Here is an 18,980-nt window from a genome sequence, read left to right on the forward strand (position 1 = left end):
CTGATGAGTAAAGCTTTGATGGCCGTGGTGTCGGCCGGTGCGTTCGCCGCCGTGCATGCGCAGGATGTTTCCGACAAAATTGAGAAGGTCGAAGTGACCGCAACCCGCACCGGCGCGGTCGATGTGCAGCAGGTGCCTGCCGCGATCACGGTGCTGAAACCGGAGAGCTTGACCAAGTATGGCCAGGGTAATCTGACGGATATCGCCAACCTGGTGCCGGCCATGTCGGTGCAGGAGCAGGGGCCTGGCGTCAACAACATCACCATGCGCGGCCTGGTAGTACGCGGCATTGTGCCGTCCGAAGTGCAGGACGCATCGCTGGTGGCGGTGTATATCGATGAAATGCCGGTGACGCTGAAGTCGTCCAACCCGGATCTCAAAGTGCTGGACCTGGAGCGCGTGGAAGTGCTGCAAGGTCCGCAAGGTACGCTGTTCGGTGCCGGCGCCATGGCGGGCACGGTGCGCCAGATTACGCAAAAGCCTGAGTTCAATGACTTCTTTGGTTCGGTGGAAGCAGTCGGTTCGCGCACCTCCAAATTTGGCGGCACCAATCACAATCTGCGCGCCACGGTCAACGTACCGGTCAAGGATGATGTGCTGGCACTGCGTTTGACAGGCTATACTGGAAACGATTCCGGCTATGTGCGCAACGAGCAGACCGGTGGTACCACGAATGCCGTGTCGACCAATCAGGCCCGCGTGGCCGCACGCCTGCGCGCGACGCCGGATCTGCTGATCGATGCCAGCATCATCGCCTCCAACATCAAGGGCGGCATCAATGACGCTTATTCCGGCCTGGCGCCATACACCACCACTTCGCTGACGCCGCAGACCAGCAACGACAATCTGCAGCTGTACAACCTGACGCTGAATTACGATGCGGGTGTGGCGCAGCTGGTGTCGTCCAGCTCTTATCTGCACCGCGATACGCTGTACGTCAACTCCGGCCAGTACAAGGCCACGGCCTTCATCTTTGGCGGCCAGTCGCCGCTGATCGGATCGTCGTACGTGATCGGCAACGCGCTCAAGGATTTCGCGCAGGAGTTCCGGCTGCAGTCGAAACCGGGCGGCCCGCTCAAGTGGACCGCAGGCGCCTTTTACACGCAAGGCAAGCGCGATCTGCGCCAGGATCAGCCTACGCCAGGCTTTGATGCACGTTTCGCCACCGCCCACAACTTCCCCGGCTATAACTCGCAGCAGAACGATAATGCGTTCACGCCCGACGACTACTTCTCCGGCACGCAGAACATCAAGTCGCGTGAAGCGGCAGTGTTTGCGGAAGCGACTTACACCGTGTGGGATAAGCTGGACCTGACGGCTGGCCTGCGTCTGTTCCGCGGCACGCAGGACTTCGACCTGAAGTTCACTGGCCTGTTCGGCAATCTGGTCAACTCCACGCCAGCCGCACCGCATAGCGCGCAGCCGGAAGTGAGCACCAGCAGCGAAACGTCCAAGGGCGCCAATCCGCGCTTCGCCGCAGCGTACCGCCTGGATGAAGACCACACGCTGTACACGTCGGTGGGCAAGGGCTTCCGCTATGGCGGTAACAATCAGCCGGTGCCGTTCAACTTCTGCGGCGTGAATGCGCCGTCGACCTTTTCGCCAGACAGCCTGTGGAACTTTGAAGCCGGTTCGAAGAACACGCTGTTCGATCGCCGCGTGACCTTCAATGCCAGTGCTTACCTGATCAAGTGGAAGGACGTGCAGGTCTTCGACAAGCTGCCGTGCACCTACTACTTCACGCAGAACGCCGGCAAGATCCGTAGCGAAGGTGTGGAACTGGAGAGCTTCTTCAAGGTGTCCCGCCAGGCCTCGGTTGGCCTGAGCGCGACCTTCAACCATGCTTACGCCACTGAGACGGTAGTCACCGGCATCCCGGCGCAGAACATCCCGGCCGATGCACGCGTGCCATATGCACCGAAGTTCGCTGCTACCGCGACTGCCAACTACACGATCCCGCTGGCAGGCAAGGAAGAGATTGCGCTGTCGGCGAACTATGCGCACCGTGGCGAGGCGTACACCAACTTCGCCTCGTCGCAGGGCAGCTATTCGCGTATCCCGTCGTCGAATACCTTGAATGCGACGGCGGTCTACAAAACCGGGCCATATGAATTCGGCCTGTTTGGTACCAACCTGACCAATGGCGCCAAGATCAGCGACGTGACCACCAACACCATCGCGATCCAGCCGGGCGACAATCTGTACATGATTCGTCCGCGCACGGTGGGCTTGCGCGTCAAGGCGCGCTTCTGATGTACCAGTGGCTGACAACACGGCTTGCAGCATCGGTGCTGCTGTTGTCGGCCCCTGCATGGGCTGCCAGCGGAGACGCCATCGTGATCGGCTCCAAGATCGATACGGAGGGCGCGCTGCTGTGCCCTCTGGTGGGATTGACGTTGAAAGCCCATGGCATCAAGGTGATTGAAAAATGCGGCACCGGCGCCACGCAGGTGGTGCGCAAGGCTTTGCTGGCGGGAGAGATTGATGTTTATCCCGAATACACCGGCAATGCGCCTTACCTGATCAAGAACGTCCGTTTTGCTCCGGGTACGTTCCGCGATGCCGCCAGTGGCTACGCGGCCGGCGCGGCAGCGGACCTGGCGCAGAACGGCATTGTGTGGCTCAAGCCTGCACCCGCCAACGTGACCTACGGTTTTGCAATGCCGGCCAAGCTGGCGGCTGCGCAGGGCATCACGTCGCTGACGCAGCTGGCTGCGTACATCAATGCTGGCAAGCCGTTCAAGGTGGTCGTCAGCCAGGAATTTGTTGACCGTGCCGATGGATTGAAGGCGTTTGAGCATGCTTACGGTTTCAAACTGGCGCCGTCGCAGCTGATCATTCTGCCGGGTGGGAATACGGCGCAGACCGAGTCCGCTGCCGCACGCGGCACCAGCGGCGCCAATGCGGCCATGGCCTACAGCACCGATGGCCAGCTGGCGGCGATGGGACTGGTGGGGCTGAATGACACCGGCGCCGCTGCCGATATCTACCAGCCTTTGCTCACCATCCGCAGCGAGGCCTTGAAAAAATATCCGGCCATTCCGGCCATCATCGAGCCTGTTTTCGCCACGCTGGATACTGCCACGCTATCGCGCCTCAACGCCCGCATTGTGGTTGGCGGCGAGCCTGGCACCAAGGTGGCGGAGAAATACCTGCGTGAGAAAGGATTCCTGAAATGAGCGCAGCACTTCCTTTACCCCTATCCCGCAAGGCAGGCCTGAACTGGCCGCTGGCGGCAGCGCGTCCGAACGCCATTGCACTGACTGCGGTGATCATCGGTTTGCTGTCCTTGCAGTGGCCATTTGTCGTGCTGCATCCAAACCGCGTAGCGCCGGATGGCGATGAGCTGACCGTCTTTGGCCTGGGCGGCATGTGGGCGGCGCTGATTGTGAGTGGCTGGCTGCTGCAAGCTTTAGCCGTCTGGCTTGCGCGTGGGCGTGCGCGCGCACCGGCATTGGCGCTATCGCTGACCTGGGCAGCATCGGCTAGCTATGTAGCGTTGACGTGGGGCGCTGTGGCGCTGCCGGGCGATCAGGAATGGGCGCGTGTCGCCATTGCTGGTGGGGCATGGGGCACATTGGCGGCGGTGTACATCGGCGCCTTTGCCCTGTACGCGGAAGCGCCACGCTGGCTGGCGTTGCCCGTGCTGGCATTGGCAGCGTTGGCATGGACCGCGCCATACCAGCATCTGGGCGTGGTGATGGAGTACCAGATGGCGGCAGACGTCTTCCATGATGAGCTGCTGCAGCATTTGCTGCTGGTAGCGGTTTCGCTGCCACCGGCGATGTTGCTGGGCGCCGCCATCGGTTTGCTGGCTGCGCGCAAAAGGGCGCTGGAGAGCGTGCTGCTGGGCGCTGCCGGTCTGCTGCAAACCATTCCGTCGATTGCCTTGTTTGGACTGCTGTTGCCGATCATGGGCTTGGGCGCAAAGCCGGCCATATTGGCAATGGTGCTATATGGTCTGTGGCCTGTGGTCGTCAACACGCACACGGGCCTGGGCGCCGTGCCGCCCGCCATGCTGGATGCAGCGCGCGGTGTCGGCATGAGTGCATGGCAGATGTTCTGGCGGGTGGAGTTGCCGCTGGCTGCGCCATTTTTTGTGGAAGGCGTACGCGGCGCGATGCTGATGCTCATAGGCCTGGCGACGGTAGCGGTACTCATCAACGCTGGAGGCCTGGGCTATTTTCTGCTGCGCGGCACGGAGCAGGCGGTGCCGGATCTGGTGCTGCTTGGGTCTTTGCCGGTTGTGGCGTTGGCCTTTGCTGCCGATGCTGTCATGCGTTTGCTGGCATGGCGCCTGGCGCCGAAAGGGAGAGCGGCATGATCAGCCTGCGTAACATCGAAAAACACTATGACGGCGTGCAAGCGCTCAAACACGTCAATCTGGATATCGCCGATGGCGAACTGGTGGTGCTGATTGGGCCGTCCGGCTGCGGCAAATCGACGCTGCTGCGCACGGTGAACCGCATGACGGAACCGAGTGCAGGGCAGATCATCATAGACGGCCGCAATGCGCTGGAAAGCGATCCTGTACTGCTGCGCCGCTCCATCGGCTATGTGATTCAGAACGTGGGGCTGTTCCCGCACATGACGGTACGCGAGAACGTGGCCGTGGTGCCGCAGCTGCTGGGATGGGACAAAGCCAAACGCCTGCGCCGCGCCGATGAAATGCTGGAGCTGGTGCGCCTGGATCCGGAACGTTTTGGCAGCCGCTATCCTGGCCAGCTGTCCGGCGGACAGCAGCAGCGCGTGGGTATCGCACGCGCGCTGGCGGCTGATCCCGCAGTGCTGCTCATGGACGAACCTTTCAGCGCGGTCGATCCGATCACGCGCGAGCAGTTGCAGGAAGAGCTGCTGCGCATTCAGCGCGATGTGCGCAAAACCATCCTCTTCGTCACCCACGATATCGATGAAGCGATACGCCTTGGCGATAAGATCTGCCTGATGCGCGACGGCGCGGTGGTGCAATACGCCGACCCGGATACCATGTTGCGGCAGCCAGCCGATGCGTTTGTGGCGCAGTTCTTTGGCCAGGAACCTGCACTGCGGCGCCTGGCGCGGCATAGCGTGGCCGACTTTGTGCGCACCGACGCGGCCAGCCTCGCCGCTGCTGCCAAAGCGTTGAACGAGGGAGCCGCAAGCGTCACGCTCACCACTGGCGCGCGCACGGCGCTGAGCAAACTGTTGGATGGCCAACCCTTGCTGCCGGTCGTGGACCAAGCGGGAGCCGTGGCAGGCCTGGTGGCATTGGCGGATCTGACGCTGGCGCAGGTGCCCGCTGCCGCGCCGCACGTCAATCGTGCGCTGGCAGCATGACACGCTCGCGCATCGAAGCGGCGCTGGCGCTGCTATGCTGGCCGGCGTTGTGGCTGGTCTATCGTCAGGAAGACTGGTGGCGCGCGATACTGGCGCCATTGGCTGGACCAGACCAGCCGGTGCTGTATGAACGCATCCAGCTGATCGACGCTGCACAAAACCATGTGCTGATTGTGTTGACGGCCATGGCCTTTGTCGTTGTGCTGGGTGTCCCGCTGGCGATACTGGCCACGCGTACCGCTGGCAAACCCTTGCTGCCGCTGATCGCCAATACCGCCACCATCGGCCAGACGCTGCCGCCCATTGCCGTGCTGTTTCTCGTCACGCCGGTCGTCGGTTTCGGACCGCAGGCCATGATGTTCGCGCTGTTCACCTATGGCCTGATGCCGACCGTGCAAGCCACGCTGACCGGCTGGCGCGAGATCGACGCCGACGTACGCCGTGCCGCCGAAGGCATGGGCATGGGACCATGGCGTCAATTGCTGACGGTGGAGCTGCCATTGGCGCTGCCTGGCATGCTGGCCGGCATCCGCACCAGTTTGATCTTGTCGGTAGCGACAGCGTCGCTGGCGCCGATCACGGGCGGCGTTAGCCTGGGTACGCCCATCGTTTCGGGCCTGGCGGTGGACAATGCTTCGCAGGTGATGGAAGGTGCGCTGGCCGTGGCGTTGCTGGCGCTGTGCAGCGACTATTCCATGCGTGTGCTGCAGCGCCGCCTCACCCCGTGGCGGGCATGATTACGCTTGATGATCGCCCGCTCGACTGGCGAGAAGTGGCACAGGTTGCACGCGGCGCAAAGCTGGCGCTGGGCGATGCTGCGCTACAGCGTCTGCATGACGCGCGGCGCATTGTCGACCGCATTGTTGATGATGGCACCCGCGCCTATGGCATCAATACCGGCCTTGGCGCACTGTGCGAACAGATACTGGCGCCGCAGGCACTTGCCGCGCTATCGCTCAATACCTTGAAGAGCCACGCTTGCGGTGTTGGTGCTCCGCTGGACGATGAACTGGTGCGCGCCATCATGTGCGCGCAGGTGGCCAATTACAGCCATGGCAAATCCGGCATCACCCCAGCTTTGGTGGAAGGCCTGACGGCGCTGCTGAACCAGAACCTGATACCCGTCGTGCCAGCGCGCGGTTCGGTGGGTTATCTGACGCATATGGCGCATATCGGCCTGCCGTTGACCGGCTTGTGGCAGCTGCGCTCCGGCGGCATCGTGCAGGACGCACGTCAGGCACTGATGGATGCAGGACTGGCGCCGCTGTCGCTGGCGGCCAAGGATGGCCTCAGCCTCGTCAACGGCACGCCCTGCATGACTGGTCTGCTGTGCGTTGCGCTGGCGCGTGCCGAGCGTTTGCAGAAGTGGGCCGACATCGTTGCTGCCATGAGTTTCGAGGCCTTGCGTGGGCAGCTGGCGGCGTTCGATAGCGATGCGCTCGCACTCAAGCCACACGCTGGCGCGCAGGCCGTTGGTCGCAACTTGCGCGCACTGCTGGACGGCAGCGCGCTGCTGCAAGCCTCGCAAGGCTTGCGCTTGCAGGATGCATTGAGCCTGCGCGCGATTCCGCAAGTGCATGGCGCCACCCGCGACCAGCTTGCGCATGTGGCCAGGCAGGTCAACATCGAACTGGCTTCCGCCACCGACAACCCGCTGGTGACGGGAACGCCGGACAATTACCGTGTGATGTCGCAAGCGAATCCGCATGGCCAGTCGCTGGCGTTTGCAGCAGACTTGTTGACTATCGCGCTGGCGGAACTGGGCGGTATCGCCGAGCGCCGCATCGACCGTCTGGTGAATCCGCTGGTCAGCGGCCTGCCAGCCTTCCTGGTCGAGGACAGCGGCGTCAATTCCGGCCTGATGATCGTGCAGTATGTCGCCGCATCGCTGGTGGCGGAAAACAAGGTGCTGTCGCAGCCGATGGTGGTCGATAACTATGTCACGTCGGCGCTGCAGGAGGACCATCTGAGCCTGGCCACGCCAGCCGCGCTGAAGGCCTTGCAAGTCATCGAAAACAGTGAGCGCATACTGGCATTGGAATATCTGACAGCAGGGCAGGCATTGTCGTTTCATGCGCCGGAATCGCTGGCCCGTGGCACCCGTGCCGCATTGTCGCTGCTGCGCGAGCATGTGGAGGTGTACACGGAGGACCGCATCCTGGCGCCGGATATCGCTGCCGTCACTGCCATCATCCAGAGCGAAGAGGGCATAGGCCGCGTCGAAGCCCGGCTCACCGTACCCGGACAATCCGCTCCGCACCGACTGGATTGATGGCGTAGCCGTTGCGGCCTGCGGCCTTCACGCCGTACAAGGCCTGGTCGGCGGCGCGCATCAGGTCTTCGCTGGTCGCCATCGAATTGCCGCAGATGGCAATGCCGATGCTGGCGCGTACCTCGCGCTGTACGGTGCTGATGAAGAACGGCGGCTGCATGGCGTCGATGATGCGCTTGCCCAGTACATCCATTTCCAGGGTTGAAGACAGCTGCTCAAACACGATCACGAATTCGTCGCCGGCCAGCCGTGCCACCGTATCCGTGGTGCGTACCGTGGCTGTCAGGCGCCGCGCGAACTCGATCAGCACCTGGTCGCCACCGGCGTGGCCCAGCGTGTCGTTGATGTCCTTGAACTGGTCAATGTCCAGCATCGCCAGTGCCACCGGCTGGCCCGAGCGCGCAGCGCGTGCCAGCGCCTGCGGCAGAAACGCATCGAACATGCGGCGGTTATTCAAACCGGTCAGCACGTCGGTAGTCGCCAGCCGGCGCAATTCCTGCTCCGCCTCCGCGCGCCGTTGCGACAAGCCATAGAACGCCCGGCTCAAATGGCCGAATTCATCGCGGCGCGCGACGTCAAATACGGCGATATCGGCACGGCCGGCGCTGATGTCTTCCACATGGCGGTGCAGCCGCCGCAATGGACGCAGCAAGCCTTTGGTGATCGCCCAGCCGAACAGGCCTGCAATGACGGTCAGCATGGCAGCGCCCATCAGTGCGCGCAGACGCACGCTGAGCATGGACGAAAACGCACTGCGTACCGGATAAGACAAACCGATGACCCAGTCCACCTCGCGCAAGCGCTTGTGCACCAGCAGTACCGGCACGCCTTCATCCAGCACGCCGTCTTCCCAGCCTTCGTCGTTGCGTAGCACGGCTTCCAGCAGCGAGCCTGGCGCATCGTCGCTGGTCTCGAGTATGCGTGCCTTGTCCGGGTGGTGCACCATGACGCCTTTGCTGGTGACGATGAACAGATAGCCATCCGCACCGGCGCGCAGTGCATCCAGCTGTGCCGAAAATGAAGGCCGCAGCAGATCGATGGCGCCGAGGATGATGCCGATGACCTTACCGTTCGCGTCATGCAGCGGCTGCGTCAGTACCACTACCGGCTGTCCGGAAAGCGTGCTTTTGAAGGGCGCCGAAATCACGCCTTCATGCAGCTTGAGGGTGTCGCGAAAATATTCGCGTTCGGCGATGTTGATTTGCCGCGTCTGGCGATTGCGCAGGCTGGCGACAAGGTTGCCAGAGAGGTCGAAGGCGGTGACGTTGAAGAAGGCATCGCGCAGCGTCTCATGCGCTTCCAGCAGCGGCTGGAGTTGATCCACCGGCAGGCCGCGCGCGTCGATTTCTTCGCTGATGGCCTTGAGCAGCTCGTGTTTATCCTGCAGGTCGTTGTCGATGAACGCGGCGGCCCCGGTCAGCAGGGATAGCTCCTGACGGCCGATCACCTGCCGCAGTTCGGATTCGGCAATCAGCAGCGAGACGCCGCCAGCGCCTATGCCGGCAAACAACACCAGCGCAATCACCAGAGCGCTGATCTTGAATTTGAAGCTGTAAAAGAAACCGGGAATAGGCCGCATGCTCGCTCCTGACTTGCACGTCTATGGCTGGTAAAAACCAGTATATCGCTTTGCCGCGCCACCTAGCGCCGTGGTGGGCGCGGCGTTGCCGACAAATCTTCAACTAGTTTATTGATCTTGTTATATGGAAATTATTGGTTTAAGCTGGTTAAATGTTACACAACGCTTAAAACGATAGGAAACAATTATGTTTGCCAATTTGACCATTCGCACCCGCTTGATCGCCACCATGGCTTTGCTGGGAATTCTGATCATTTTCATTGGCACCCGTGGCGTGCTGGCGCTGCACACGTCGAACAATGTGCTGAAAGACGTGTATGCCAATTCCATGGTGTCGATGAAAGCCATTTACGAAGCGCAGATCCAGATTGACCGCGCCCGTTTGTCGCTGGACCGCGTGGCGCTGAAGCCGGATGCGGCCAACGCGCAGGAAACGCTGAAGCGCGCGCAGGACTTCATCGACGGGAATGAAAAATTCTGGAAGAGCTATCTGGCCCTGCCGTTCGGCGATGGCGAGAAGGCGCTGGCCGACCAGGTCGAGTCCACGCGCCAGGCCTTGCTCAAGGATGGCCTGCAAGCTGCCATCAAGGCGCTCGGCGACAAGAACCAGACTGAGATCGACCGCCTGATGCTGGGCGAGGTGACGCGCCTGTTCCGCCTGTATACGGATGCCTCCGAAAAGCTGACGACCTACCAGCTCAAGGCGACCGCCGAGCAGTATGACGAAAGCCAGGCCTCCTATGAGCGCAATATGATGCTGGCGATCGGCGCCATCGTGGTGGGGATTGTGCTGGCGGCCATCTCCGGCGGGCTGCTGCTGCGCGCGGTGATGGGGCCTCTGGACCAGGTGCGTTCGCACTTCCACGCCATGGCTGACGGTAATCTGTCCAACCATATCGAACAAGGCCGCAAGGATGAAATGGGCGAGATGATGGAAGGGCTGTCGCAGATGCAGGAGCGCCTGGCCGGCACGGTGCGCAGCGTGCGCGAAGGCAGCGATGCGATTGCGACTGCCAGCAGCGAGATCGCCGCCGGTAATCTGGACCTGTCGCGCCGCACCGAGCAGCAGGCCGCCAATCTGGAAGAGACGGCATCGTCGCTGGAAGAACTGACGTCCACCGTGCGCCAGAATTCCGAGAATGCGCGGCAGGCCAATGCGCTGGCGGTATCGGCGTCCGACATCGCCGTCAAAGGCGGTGAACTGGTGACGCGCGTGATTGACACCATGGGTTCCATCACCCAATCGTCCGACAAGATTGCCGACATCATTGGTGTGATTGACGGTATCGCCTTCCAGACCAACATCCTGGCGCTGAATGCCGCGGTGGAAGCAGCGCGCGCCGGTGAGCAGGGCCGTGGCTTCGCCGTGGTGGCAACCGAGGTGCGCAACCTGGCGCAGCGTTCGGCCGCAGCGGCCAAGGACATCAAGGCGCTGATTACGGATTCGGTGGAGAAGGTGGGCAGCGGCAGTGCGCTGGTCAACGAGGCTGGCGAAACCATGCACGACATCGTCAACAGCGTGCGCCGCGTGACCGATATCATCAGCGAGATCAGCCAGGCCGGCCGCGAACAGGAAACCGGCATCGAGCAAATCAATATTGCGGTGGCCGAGATGGATACGGTCACGCAGCAGAATGCCGCACTGGTGGAAGAAGCGGCGGCCGCATCGCAGGCCATGCAGGAGCAGGCCGTCAAGCTGGCAGAGATGGTGGCGGTGTTCCAGGTGGCGGGCAGCAGCGCGGTGGCACGCCGTCAACCGGCTGCGGCACGTTCTACTGCGGTTGCCACCACCCAGCCGCTGCGCCGTCCTGCACCGAAGGCCGCAGCGAAACCGGAGGCAAAGCCGGCCGCCAAGCCTGCATCCAAAGCGGCGGCAGCGGATGAGTGGGAAGAGTTCTGATCCCTACAGCATCGGCAGGCGCAGCATGTCCACCGTTTTACGGATGATGAAGTTGCGCTTGCTGGTGTAGGGCGGGAAGAACAGTTTGATCGTCATGATTGGCGACGACTTCAACACCGCCCGTTCGTGCGAGAAGGCCTTGAAACCATACTCGCCATGGGCGTTGCCGATGCCCGAGTTATTCACCCCGCCAAACGGCAGGTTCCCGTGCGCGAAATGCGCCACGCAGTGATTGACGCAGGCGCCACCTGAGCTGGTGCGCTGCAGTACCCGGTCGATATTGCCCTGGTCGCGGCTCCAGATGTACAACGCCAGCGGCTTCGGAGCGGCGTTGATGGTGGCGATGACCTGATCCAGATCTGTGTACGGGATGATCGGCAGCAGTGGCCCGAAAATCTCTTCCGACATGATCTCCGCATCGGCTGGCACATGCTCCAGCAGGGTTGGCGCCACATAGTGCGCGGCTTCATCGACCACGCCGCCGCAGCTGACTTTCGCGCCGCGCTGCACCGCATCCTGGAGCAGGCCCGCTACGCGCTGTGTGTGGCGCAGGTTGACCACGCGTGCGAGGTCCGGGCTCTGTTTCTGCTGCGCGTCCGTTTCGCCGTAGCGCGCTTGCAGCACTGCGCGGCAGGCGCTGACGAAAGCGTCTTTCACGGCTTCGTGCACATACACATGGTCGGGCGCCACGCAGGTCTGGCCGTTGTTGATGAACTTACCCCACATGACGGTTTCCGCCGCCAGTTTGAGGTTGGCCGTCTGGTCAACGATGGTGGGCGACTTGCCGCCCAGTTCCAGCGTCACGCTGGTCAGGTGTCTGGCAGCGGCAGCCATCACCAGTTTGCCGACGGCGGGTGATCCGGTGAAGAAGATGTGATCGAAGGGCAGGGCCAGCAGCGCTTGCGAGGTCTCCGCCGCGCCTTCAAAGATCGCAACTTCGTTTGACGGGAACACGTCCGCCATCAGCTCCACCAGCAAGGCCGATACGGCCGGCGTCATTTCGGAAGGCTTGATGATGGCCGTATTGCCTGCCGCGATGGCAGAGACCAGCGGGCCAAGGCAAAGGCTGAACGGGTAATTCCACGGCGCGACAATCAGTACGCGGCCGCGCGGCTGGTACTGCACCTTGGCCGAGGTGCCCAGCATGGTGCTGGTCGGCCAGACCTTGTGCGGTTTCATCCAGCGTTTGAGGCGGCCCAGCACGTGGCGGATTTCATCCAGCACCGGCAGCAGTTCGGACGCTTCCACCTCGGCGGGCGGCTTGCGGAAGTCTTTTTCAAAGGCGGTGTAGATTGCCTCGCGGCGGGCGAGGATGGCGTCGCGCAGGCGCTTGACGCGGGCCAGGCGTTCGGCCGCGGTGGACTCGCGCCAGCGTAATGCAGTAGCGAGTTGCGCGTCGAACGCGGTGGTGATGGTCTCCAGATTGGCGTTGGCCGTTGCAGCAAACGAGTCGCGTGGCTGGTTCATGCAAGCTCTCCTTATTATTGGAAGAGCAAGCGTAGCATGATTGCCACGCGCCAGACTGGCAGAAACCCTCTAAATTACTCTTCGAGCAGGCTACGCAACATCCATGCGGTTTTCTCGTGGACGTCCAGGCGCTGGGTCAGCAGGTCAGCGGTCGGCTGGTCGTCAGCCTTGCCGACGACAGGCAGCAGCTTGCGCGCGGTGCGGGCCGTGGCTTCCTGCGCGGCGACCAGGTGGCGCACCATGTCCAGCGCAGCCGGCACGCCTTCCACTTCCTTGATCGTGGCCAGCTTGGCGAATTGGGCGTAAGTGCCCGGCGCCGGGTAGCCCAGTGCGCGGATGCGTTCCGCAATCTGGTCCAGCGCTGCCCATTGTTCGGTGTACTGCGTCATGAACATCTGGTGCAGGGAGTTGAACATCGGACCCTTCACGTTCCAGTGGAAGTTGTGGGTCATCAGGTACAGCGTGTAGCTGTCGGCCAGCAGGCCAGACAGACCATCGGCGATGGTGGCGCGGCTTTTCTCGGAAAGGCCAATATCAATCTTGATCGCTTTAACACCCATCATGTAGCTCCTTGGTTGGTTACTGACCCAGCCATTGTAGCGCTATGCCGCCTTGTCTGCCTGTCCCGCTGGTCATAGCCTTCTCAGGCTGACCAGCCGCCACCGACGGCCTTCACCAGCTGCACGCCGGCCTGGCGGTAGCGCGTGGTCAGATCCAGTTCGCTGCGGCGCGCCTGCAGGTACGCCGTTTGTGCCGTCACCACCTCCAGGTAGCTGGCGGCGCCCTGGTCGTAGCGTTTCTTGGCCAGGTCCAGCGCGCGGCGCGCGGCATCGGCTGCTGAGTGGTCAAACTTGGCGGCTTCATCGTAGTTGTTGAGCAGCGCGAGCTGGTCTTCCACTTGCTGGAAGGCGGTCAGCACGACAGCGCGGTAACGCTGGCCCGCTTCGTCCAGCACCGCTTCGGCGCTGGCGATTTGCGCTTTGCGGCGGCCGCCGTCCAGCAGGCTGACAGCGATGGTCGGGCCGACTGCCCAGAACAGGTTGGACGCGCGCGCGAACTGGTCGAAATCGCTCGACTGCAGGCCGGCCTGCACGCCCAGCGTCAACGACGGGAACAGCGCAGTGCGCGCCACGCCTACCTGGTCGCTGGCGGCCGCCACGCGCAGTGCGGCGGCGGCGATGTCGGCGCGGCGCTGCAGCAGTTGCGATGGCAGGCCTACCGGCACCACAGGCGCGGTGAAACTGGCGTCGGGCGCGGGCGCCACCGTAAAGCTGGCCGCATTGGCGCCCACCAGCGCGGCAACCGCATGTTCCTGTACGCTGCGCTGCGCCTGGCGCTGGCGCAGCAGGGAGCGGGTGGACTCGAGCTGCGTTTCTGCGCGCGCCAGATCGAGGCCGGAAGCGGTGCCGCCGTCATGCCGCTGGGTCATGAGGTCGGCCTGGCGCTTGTAGGCGGCTTCGGTTTCGCGCAGCAGCTTGATGTCGGCATCGGCGCCGCGCAGTGCCAGCAGCGTATCGGCCAGCTGGATCTGCAGCGACAGGCGCGCTGCCGCGAGGTCCGCGTTGGCAGCACGTTCCTGCGCTTCGCCAGCGCTGACCTGCTTGCTGATGCGGCCCCAAAGATCGACTTCGTAGCCGAAGTCCAGCGTCAACGTGCCGCTGTTGTATTCAGCAGGCGAGGTGGCGCCACGCAGCGGCTTGAGATCGGACTGGCGGATGCGCTGGCCATTCAGCGAGGCGCCCAGCTGCGGCGATTCGGCCGAACGCAGTACGCCCGTTGCGGCCTGCGCCTGCTTGTAGCGCGCCAAGGCGCTGGCCAGGTCCGGGCTGTTGGCGATGAGCTGCTGCTCCAGCGCATCCAGCTGCGGGTCCTGGTACATGGTCCACCAGTCGGCTGGCATCAATGGCGTTTTGGCGTTGGCATCGGCCCAGCCTGCGGGAATGTCGCGGAAGCTGTCGGCCATCGGTACGGCAGGCGGCTGCTGCACCGGCGCTTGCGCACAGGCGGCCAGCGCCAGGGCTAAGGTAGTAGCGTAAATAATCTTCACAGCTTGGCCTTCGTCGTCGTGGCGGCGGCAGCCACGCGGACAGCGTCGCCGGTGGATACGCCATCTGGCGGATTGGCGATGACGCGGTCATTGCGGTCGATGCCGGAAGCGATTTCCAGCGCGCTGCCCAGGTCACGGCCGACGGTAATCTGCTTCATCACCACGCGGTTGTCATTGCCTACCGTCGCCACCTGCGTGCCGGCCTTGTTGAAGATCAGCGCACTTGGCGGGATGCTCAGGGCACTGCCGGCCACCGGCGCGTCGAAGTGGATGGAGGCGTAACCGCCTGGCAGCAGCTCGCGGTTGTCGTTTTGCACGGTCAGCTGCACCAGCATGGCGCCGGAGCTGGCATTGATCGATTGCGACAGCGACTGCACGGTGGCGGTGAAGACTTTGCCCGCGCGTTCAGGCACGCTCAGTTCCGCCTTGTCGCCGACCTTGATCGCAGCGACCTGGCGCTGCGGCACGTTGACGTACACGCGCAGGCGGCTGATGTCGGACACTACGAACAATTCGCTGCCCGGTACGCCGCCGACGCTGATCAGCGCGCCCACATCGGTATTGCGTGCAGTGACCACGCCATCAAATGGCGCCACCAGGCGGGTGTAGCGCTGCAGGGCCTGCACGCGGTCCACGTTGGCCTGCATGGCGTTGACGGCGGACTGTTTGGCAGCCAGGTCGCCAGCTTTTTCATCGGCTTCCTGATGCGAGACGGCGTCCGCCGCCAGCAGGCCTTGCCAGCGCTTGGCGGTGCTGGTGGCCAGCGTCAGGTTGCTGCGCGCGGTGGCCAGTTCGGCCTTGGCTTGCAGCAGTTGCTGGTCGAGGTCCGGCGTTTCAATGTCGGCCAGCGTCTGGCCCGATTTCACGGGCGCGCCGATGTCGACATTCCAGTTTTTCAGATAGCCGCTGACGCGGGCATAGATCGGTGCACGCGCCCATGGCTCAATGCGTGCCGACAGTTCCAGCGGCGCGCCGGTGACCTGGCCCACGGTGAGGATGCTGACGGTAGGGATCACCGGGGCATTGGCTTCCTTGACCTGCTCCGCTTGCGAGCGGCGGCTCAGGATGCCGGCCGACACCAGCGCGGCAGCGAGGACGATCAGACCCAGGGCCAGCGGCTTGTGACCCATACGAGAAGTTTTAGTTTGCATGGACAGGTGCTCCGGAAATAGGTTGGTCGTTGGATTTGGTATCAGGTGCCGTACCCGGTGCGGCTTTCTTCTTGTGCACGATGCTGAACAGCACAGGCACGAACAGCAGCGTCGCGGTGGTGGCGAAAATCAGGCCGCCGATCACCGCGCGGCCCAGTGGTGCATTCTGCTCGCCGCCGTCGCCCAGGCCCAGCGCCATCGGCAGCATGCCGATGATCATGGACAGGGCGGTCATCAGCACGGGACGGAAGCGCACCGAACCCGCTTCCAGCGCGGCGGCGGTAGCGTCGCCCAGTTCGTCCAGGCGTTCACGCGCAAATGAGATCACCAGCACCGAGTTGGCGGTGGCCACACCCATGCACATGATGGCGCCCGTCAGGGCAGGCACGGACAGCGTGGTATTGGTTGCGAACAGCATCCAGACGATGCCGGCCAGCGCGGCAGGCAGCGCCGAGACGATCACCGCCGGGTCCAGCCACGACTGGAAGTTCACCACGATCAGGAAGTAGATCAGCACCACGGCGCCCAGCAGACCAAACAGCAGGCCGGCAAACGCGCGGTCCATGGTCTTGACCTGGCCCAGCATCTGCACGGTGGTGCCTTTCGGCAGATCGGCCTTGGTTTCTTCCAGCACCTTGTTGATGTCCTTGGCGACAGAGCCAAGGTCGCGGTCCTGGGTGGTGGCGTAGATCTGCACCATCGGCGCGATATCGTACTGGCTCACGATCGCCGGTGCGGTACCGCGTTCGAAGCGTGCCACGCCGCCCAGCGTCGCATTGCCGGTATTGGCGCCGTTACCGACCGGCAGATTGGCCAGCGACGACAGCGAATCCAGCTGCGGCTGCGGGGTCTGCATGACGATCGGGTAGCTCACGCCATTGGCCGGGTTCAGCCAGAAGGTTGGTGCGACCTGCGAGGAGCCGGCCAGGTTGACCACCATACTGTTGGTGATGTCGCGCGTGGTCAGGCCCAGTTGCTGCGCCTGCGTGCGGTCGACATCGACCTTGAACACTGGCGCTTTGTTGGACTGCTGGATGCGCGCGTCCGCCACGCCAGGGATGGCGCGGATGCGCTTGAGCAGTTTGTCGGCGTAGACGTAGTTGTCGTCGATCTTGGCGCCGCGGATCTGGATATCAATCGGCGCTGGCGAGCCAAAGTTCAGAATCTGGCTGACGATGTCCGCTGGCGGGAACGAGAAGGTGGTGTCCGGGAATTCTTCCGGCAGCACGCGGCGCAGCTTGCGCACATATTCCGCCGTCGGCGCGTGTTCTTCGCCGAGGGCGATCTGGAAGTCGCCGTCCTGCGTGCCCATCATGCCGGTGTTGTTATACACGGTGTTGATCGAGCTGGCCGGCATGCCGATGTTGTCGGTCATGGTGACGATTTCCTTGGCCGGAATCACGCGGCGGATGGCCTGCTCGATTTTGGCGAAGCGCGCTGCGGTTTCTTCGATACGGGTACCGACCGGCACGCGCACGTGGATCAGCACCTGGCCCGAGTCGACCGACGGGAAGAAATTACTGCCCAGGAAAGGCACCATCGAGAACGACGCCACCACCACCACCAGGAAGCCGATGATGAATTTCGGACGGTGGGCGATGGCGTATTGCAGCAGGCCCATATAGCCTGCGCGTACGCGCTCGAAGCGTGCCTCAAAGGCGCGCTGGAAGCGTACCAGCGGATTGCTTGATGGCGCAGGCTTGCCATGGCCGCCGTGTCCGTGGGCGTGGCCTTCGCCCAGGTCGTGCGGCTTGAGCAGGTAGTTGGCCATGGTCGGCACCAGGGTGCGCGACAGGATGAAGGAGCAGACCATGGCGAAGATCACCGCTTCCGCCATCGGTACGAACAGGAAGCGCGAGACGCCGTCCAGGAAGAACATCGGTACAAACACGATACAGATACACAGCAGCGACACGAAGGCCGGGGTGGTGATCTGCGCCGCGCCGTCAAGGATGGCGGCTTCCACCGGCTTGCCGTGTTCAAGGTGCCAGTTGATGTTTTCAATGGTGACGGTTGCATCGTCCACCAGGATACCCACGGCCAGCGCCAGGCCGCCCAGCGTCATCAGGTTGAGCGATTCGCCAATCGCGGACAAGGCGATGATGGAACCCAGGATGGACAGCGGAATCGAGACCGCGATGATGATGGTCGAGCGCCAGCTGCCCAGGAACAGCAGGATCATGAGACTGGTCAGCACGGCGGCGATCACGCCTTCCGATGCCACGCCTTTGATGGCGGCGCGCACGAATACGGATTGGTCATTGATCGGCGTGGCGTTCAATGCTTCCGGCCAGCCCGGTTTGAGCGCCTCTATCTTGGCGCGGATGCCGTCCACAATCGCCAGCGTGGAGGCGGAGCCGTTCTTCAGCACCGACATCAGCACCGAGCGGCTGCCGTCGACGTGCACGATGTTGGTCTGCGGCGCGTTACCGTCGTGGACATTGGCGATGTCGCCCAGGTAGATGGTGGCGCCGTTGACCACCTTCACTGGCAGGCGGGCCAGGTCGGCGATGGCCGATGGTGCGCTATTGAGCTGGATGGTGTATTCCAGGCTGTCGATTTTCTGCGTACCCACTGGGGTCAGCACGTTCTGTGCGGCCAGTGCGTTGGCGATATCCTGCGCCGACAGGCCGCGCGCCTGCAGTAGCGCCGGATCGACGTCAATCTGCACCTGGCGCTGTTTGCCGCCGTATGGCAGCGGGATCGCGGCGCCAGGTACGCTGACCAGCGGCGTCCGCACGGTGTTGGTACCCAGGTCGGACAGCTGCTGTTCGGACAGGCCTTTGCCAGATAGCGCTACCTGCAGAATCGGCACCGTCGCAGCGTTGTAGTTGATGATCAGCGGCGGCGTAATCCCGGCCGGCATCTGCTTCAGCAAGGCTTGCGAGATCGCCGTCACCTGGGCATTGGCCACGGCCACGTTGACGCCAGGCTGGAAGAAGATCTTGACGATGCTGACACCGGTGAAGGTATTGGCCTCAATGTGTTCGATGTCGTTGACGGTGGTGGTCAGCGCGCGCTGGAACAGCGTGGAAATGCGGCCTGCCATCTGGTCGGGCGGCTGGCCGGTGTACTGCCACGCCACCGCAATCACCGGGATTTTGATGTCGGGGAAAATGTCGGTCGGCGTGCGCAAGGCGGCCAACGGACCAGCGATCAGCAGCAGCAAAGCCATGACCACAAATGTATAGGGGCGCCGAAGCGCCACGCGGACGATATCAATTAACACAAGGTTTCCCCCAGGGACG

Annotated in this window: 13 protein-coding genes; 7 read left to right on the top strand and 6 right to left on the bottom strand. The window is 63.0% G+C overall.

The features are described 5' to 3' along the window. Nucleotides 1-3: 3 nt before the first annotated feature. From GTP58_RS00805 to hutH, 6 genes are read left to right on the top strand one after another with little or no spacing between them, the layout of a single operon-like run. Nucleotides 4-2,253: a TonB-dependent receptor gene (locus tag GTP58_RS00805; RefSeq protein ID WP_161075902.1), complete on the top strand. Its 2,250-nt coding sequence runs from the start codon at nt 4-6 to the stop codon at nt 2,251-2,253. Next, a complete protein-coding gene (locus GTP58_RS00810; RefSeq protein ID WP_161075903.1) occupies nt 2,253-3,179 on the top strand; it encodes a glycine betaine ABC transporter substrate-binding protein in 927 nt (308 codons plus the stop codon). The genes GTP58_RS00805 and GTP58_RS00810 overlap by 1 nt, the downstream gene beginning before the upstream one ends. After that, nucleotides 3,176-4,324: an ABC transporter permease gene (locus GTP58_RS00815; protein WP_161075904.1), complete on the top strand. Its 1,149-nt coding sequence runs from the start codon at nt 3,176-3,178 to the stop codon at nt 4,322-4,324. Before GTP58_RS00810 ends, GTP58_RS00815 begins: the two co-directional genes overlap by 4 nt. Then, nucleotides 4,321-5,316, top strand: coding sequence for an ABC transporter ATP-binding protein (locus GTP58_RS00820; RefSeq protein ID WP_161075905.1), 996 nt, complete (start codon nt 4,321-4,323; stop codon nt 5,314-5,316). Before GTP58_RS00815 ends, GTP58_RS00820 begins: the two co-directional genes overlap by 4 nt. Next, nucleotides 5,313-6,053 carry an ABC transporter permease gene (locus tag GTP58_RS00825; protein ID WP_161075906.1) on the top strand — a complete coding sequence of 247 codons (741 nt, stop codon included), beginning with the start codon at nt 5,313-5,315 and terminating at the stop codon, nt 6,051-6,053. The genes GTP58_RS00820 and GTP58_RS00825 overlap by 4 nt, the downstream gene beginning before the upstream one ends. Next, complete coding sequence (hutH, locus tag GTP58_RS00830; RefSeq protein WP_161075907.1) at nt 6,050-7,588, top strand: histidine ammonia-lyase; 1,539 nt, start codon at nt 6,050-6,052, stop codon at nt 7,586-7,588. Before GTP58_RS00825 ends, hutH begins: the two co-directional genes overlap by 4 nt. On the opposite strand, the gene GTP58_RS00835 is transcribed toward hutH, so the two are convergent. After that, nucleotides 7,548-9,167 (bottom strand): sensor domain-containing diguanylate cyclase, encoded by a 1,620-nt coding sequence (locus tag GTP58_RS00835; protein ID WP_161075908.1) that lies wholly within the window; start codon nt 9,165-9,167, stop codon nt 7,548-7,550. The genes hutH and GTP58_RS00835 overlap by 41 nt on opposite strands. A 187-nt stretch (nt 9,168-9,354) precedes the next feature. Between GTP58_RS00835 and GTP58_RS00840 the strand changes: the two genes are divergently transcribed. Further along, on the top strand, nt 9,355-11,067 hold the full coding sequence (locus tag GTP58_RS00840; RefSeq protein ID WP_161075909.1) for a methyl-accepting chemotaxis protein: 1,713 nt from the start codon (nt 9,355-9,357) through the stop codon (nt 11,065-11,067). A 3-nt stretch (nt 11,068-11,070) separates the two neighbouring features. On the opposite strand, the gene GTP58_RS00845 is transcribed toward GTP58_RS00840, so the two are convergent. From GTP58_RS00845 to GTP58_RS00865, 5 genes are all read right to left on the bottom strand, one after another. Then, nucleotides 11,071-12,534, bottom strand: coding sequence for an aldehyde dehydrogenase family protein (locus tag GTP58_RS00845; protein ID WP_161075910.1), 1,464 nt, complete (start codon nt 12,532-12,534; stop codon nt 11,071-11,073). 74 nt (nt 12,535-12,608) lie between these two features. Next, the gene (locus GTP58_RS00850) at nt 12,609-13,097 is read right to left on the bottom strand and encodes a Dps family protein (RefSeq protein WP_072781134.1); all 489 of its coding nucleotides are present in this window, start codon (nt 13,095-13,097) and stop codon (nt 12,609-12,611) included. 80 nt (nt 13,098-13,177) lie between these two features. Then, nucleotides 13,178-14,581, bottom strand: coding sequence for an efflux transporter outer membrane subunit (locus tag GTP58_RS00855; RefSeq protein WP_161075911.1), 1,404 nt, complete (start codon nt 14,579-14,581; stop codon nt 13,178-13,180). Beyond that, complete coding sequence (locus GTP58_RS00860) at nt 14,578-15,732, bottom strand: efflux RND transporter periplasmic adaptor subunit (RefSeq protein ID WP_072781131.1); 1,155 nt, start codon at nt 15,730-15,732, stop codon at nt 14,578-14,580. The genes GTP58_RS00855 and GTP58_RS00860 overlap by 4 nt, the downstream gene beginning before the upstream one ends. Continuing rightward, nucleotides 15,722-18,961, bottom strand: a complete 3,240-nt coding sequence (locus GTP58_RS00865) for an efflux RND transporter permease subunit (RefSeq protein WP_161075912.1) — start codon at nt 18,959-18,961, stop codon at nt 15,722-15,724. The genes GTP58_RS00860 and GTP58_RS00865 overlap by 11 nt, the downstream gene beginning before the upstream one ends. Nucleotides 18,962-18,980 lie beyond the last annotated feature (19 nt).

This window comes from Duganella sp. CY15W (genome assembly GCF_009857555.1).
In the GTDB taxonomy this organism is placed as follows: domain Bacteria; phylum Pseudomonadota; class Gammaproteobacteria; order Burkholderiales; family Burkholderiaceae_D; genus Rugamonas; species Rugamonas sacchari.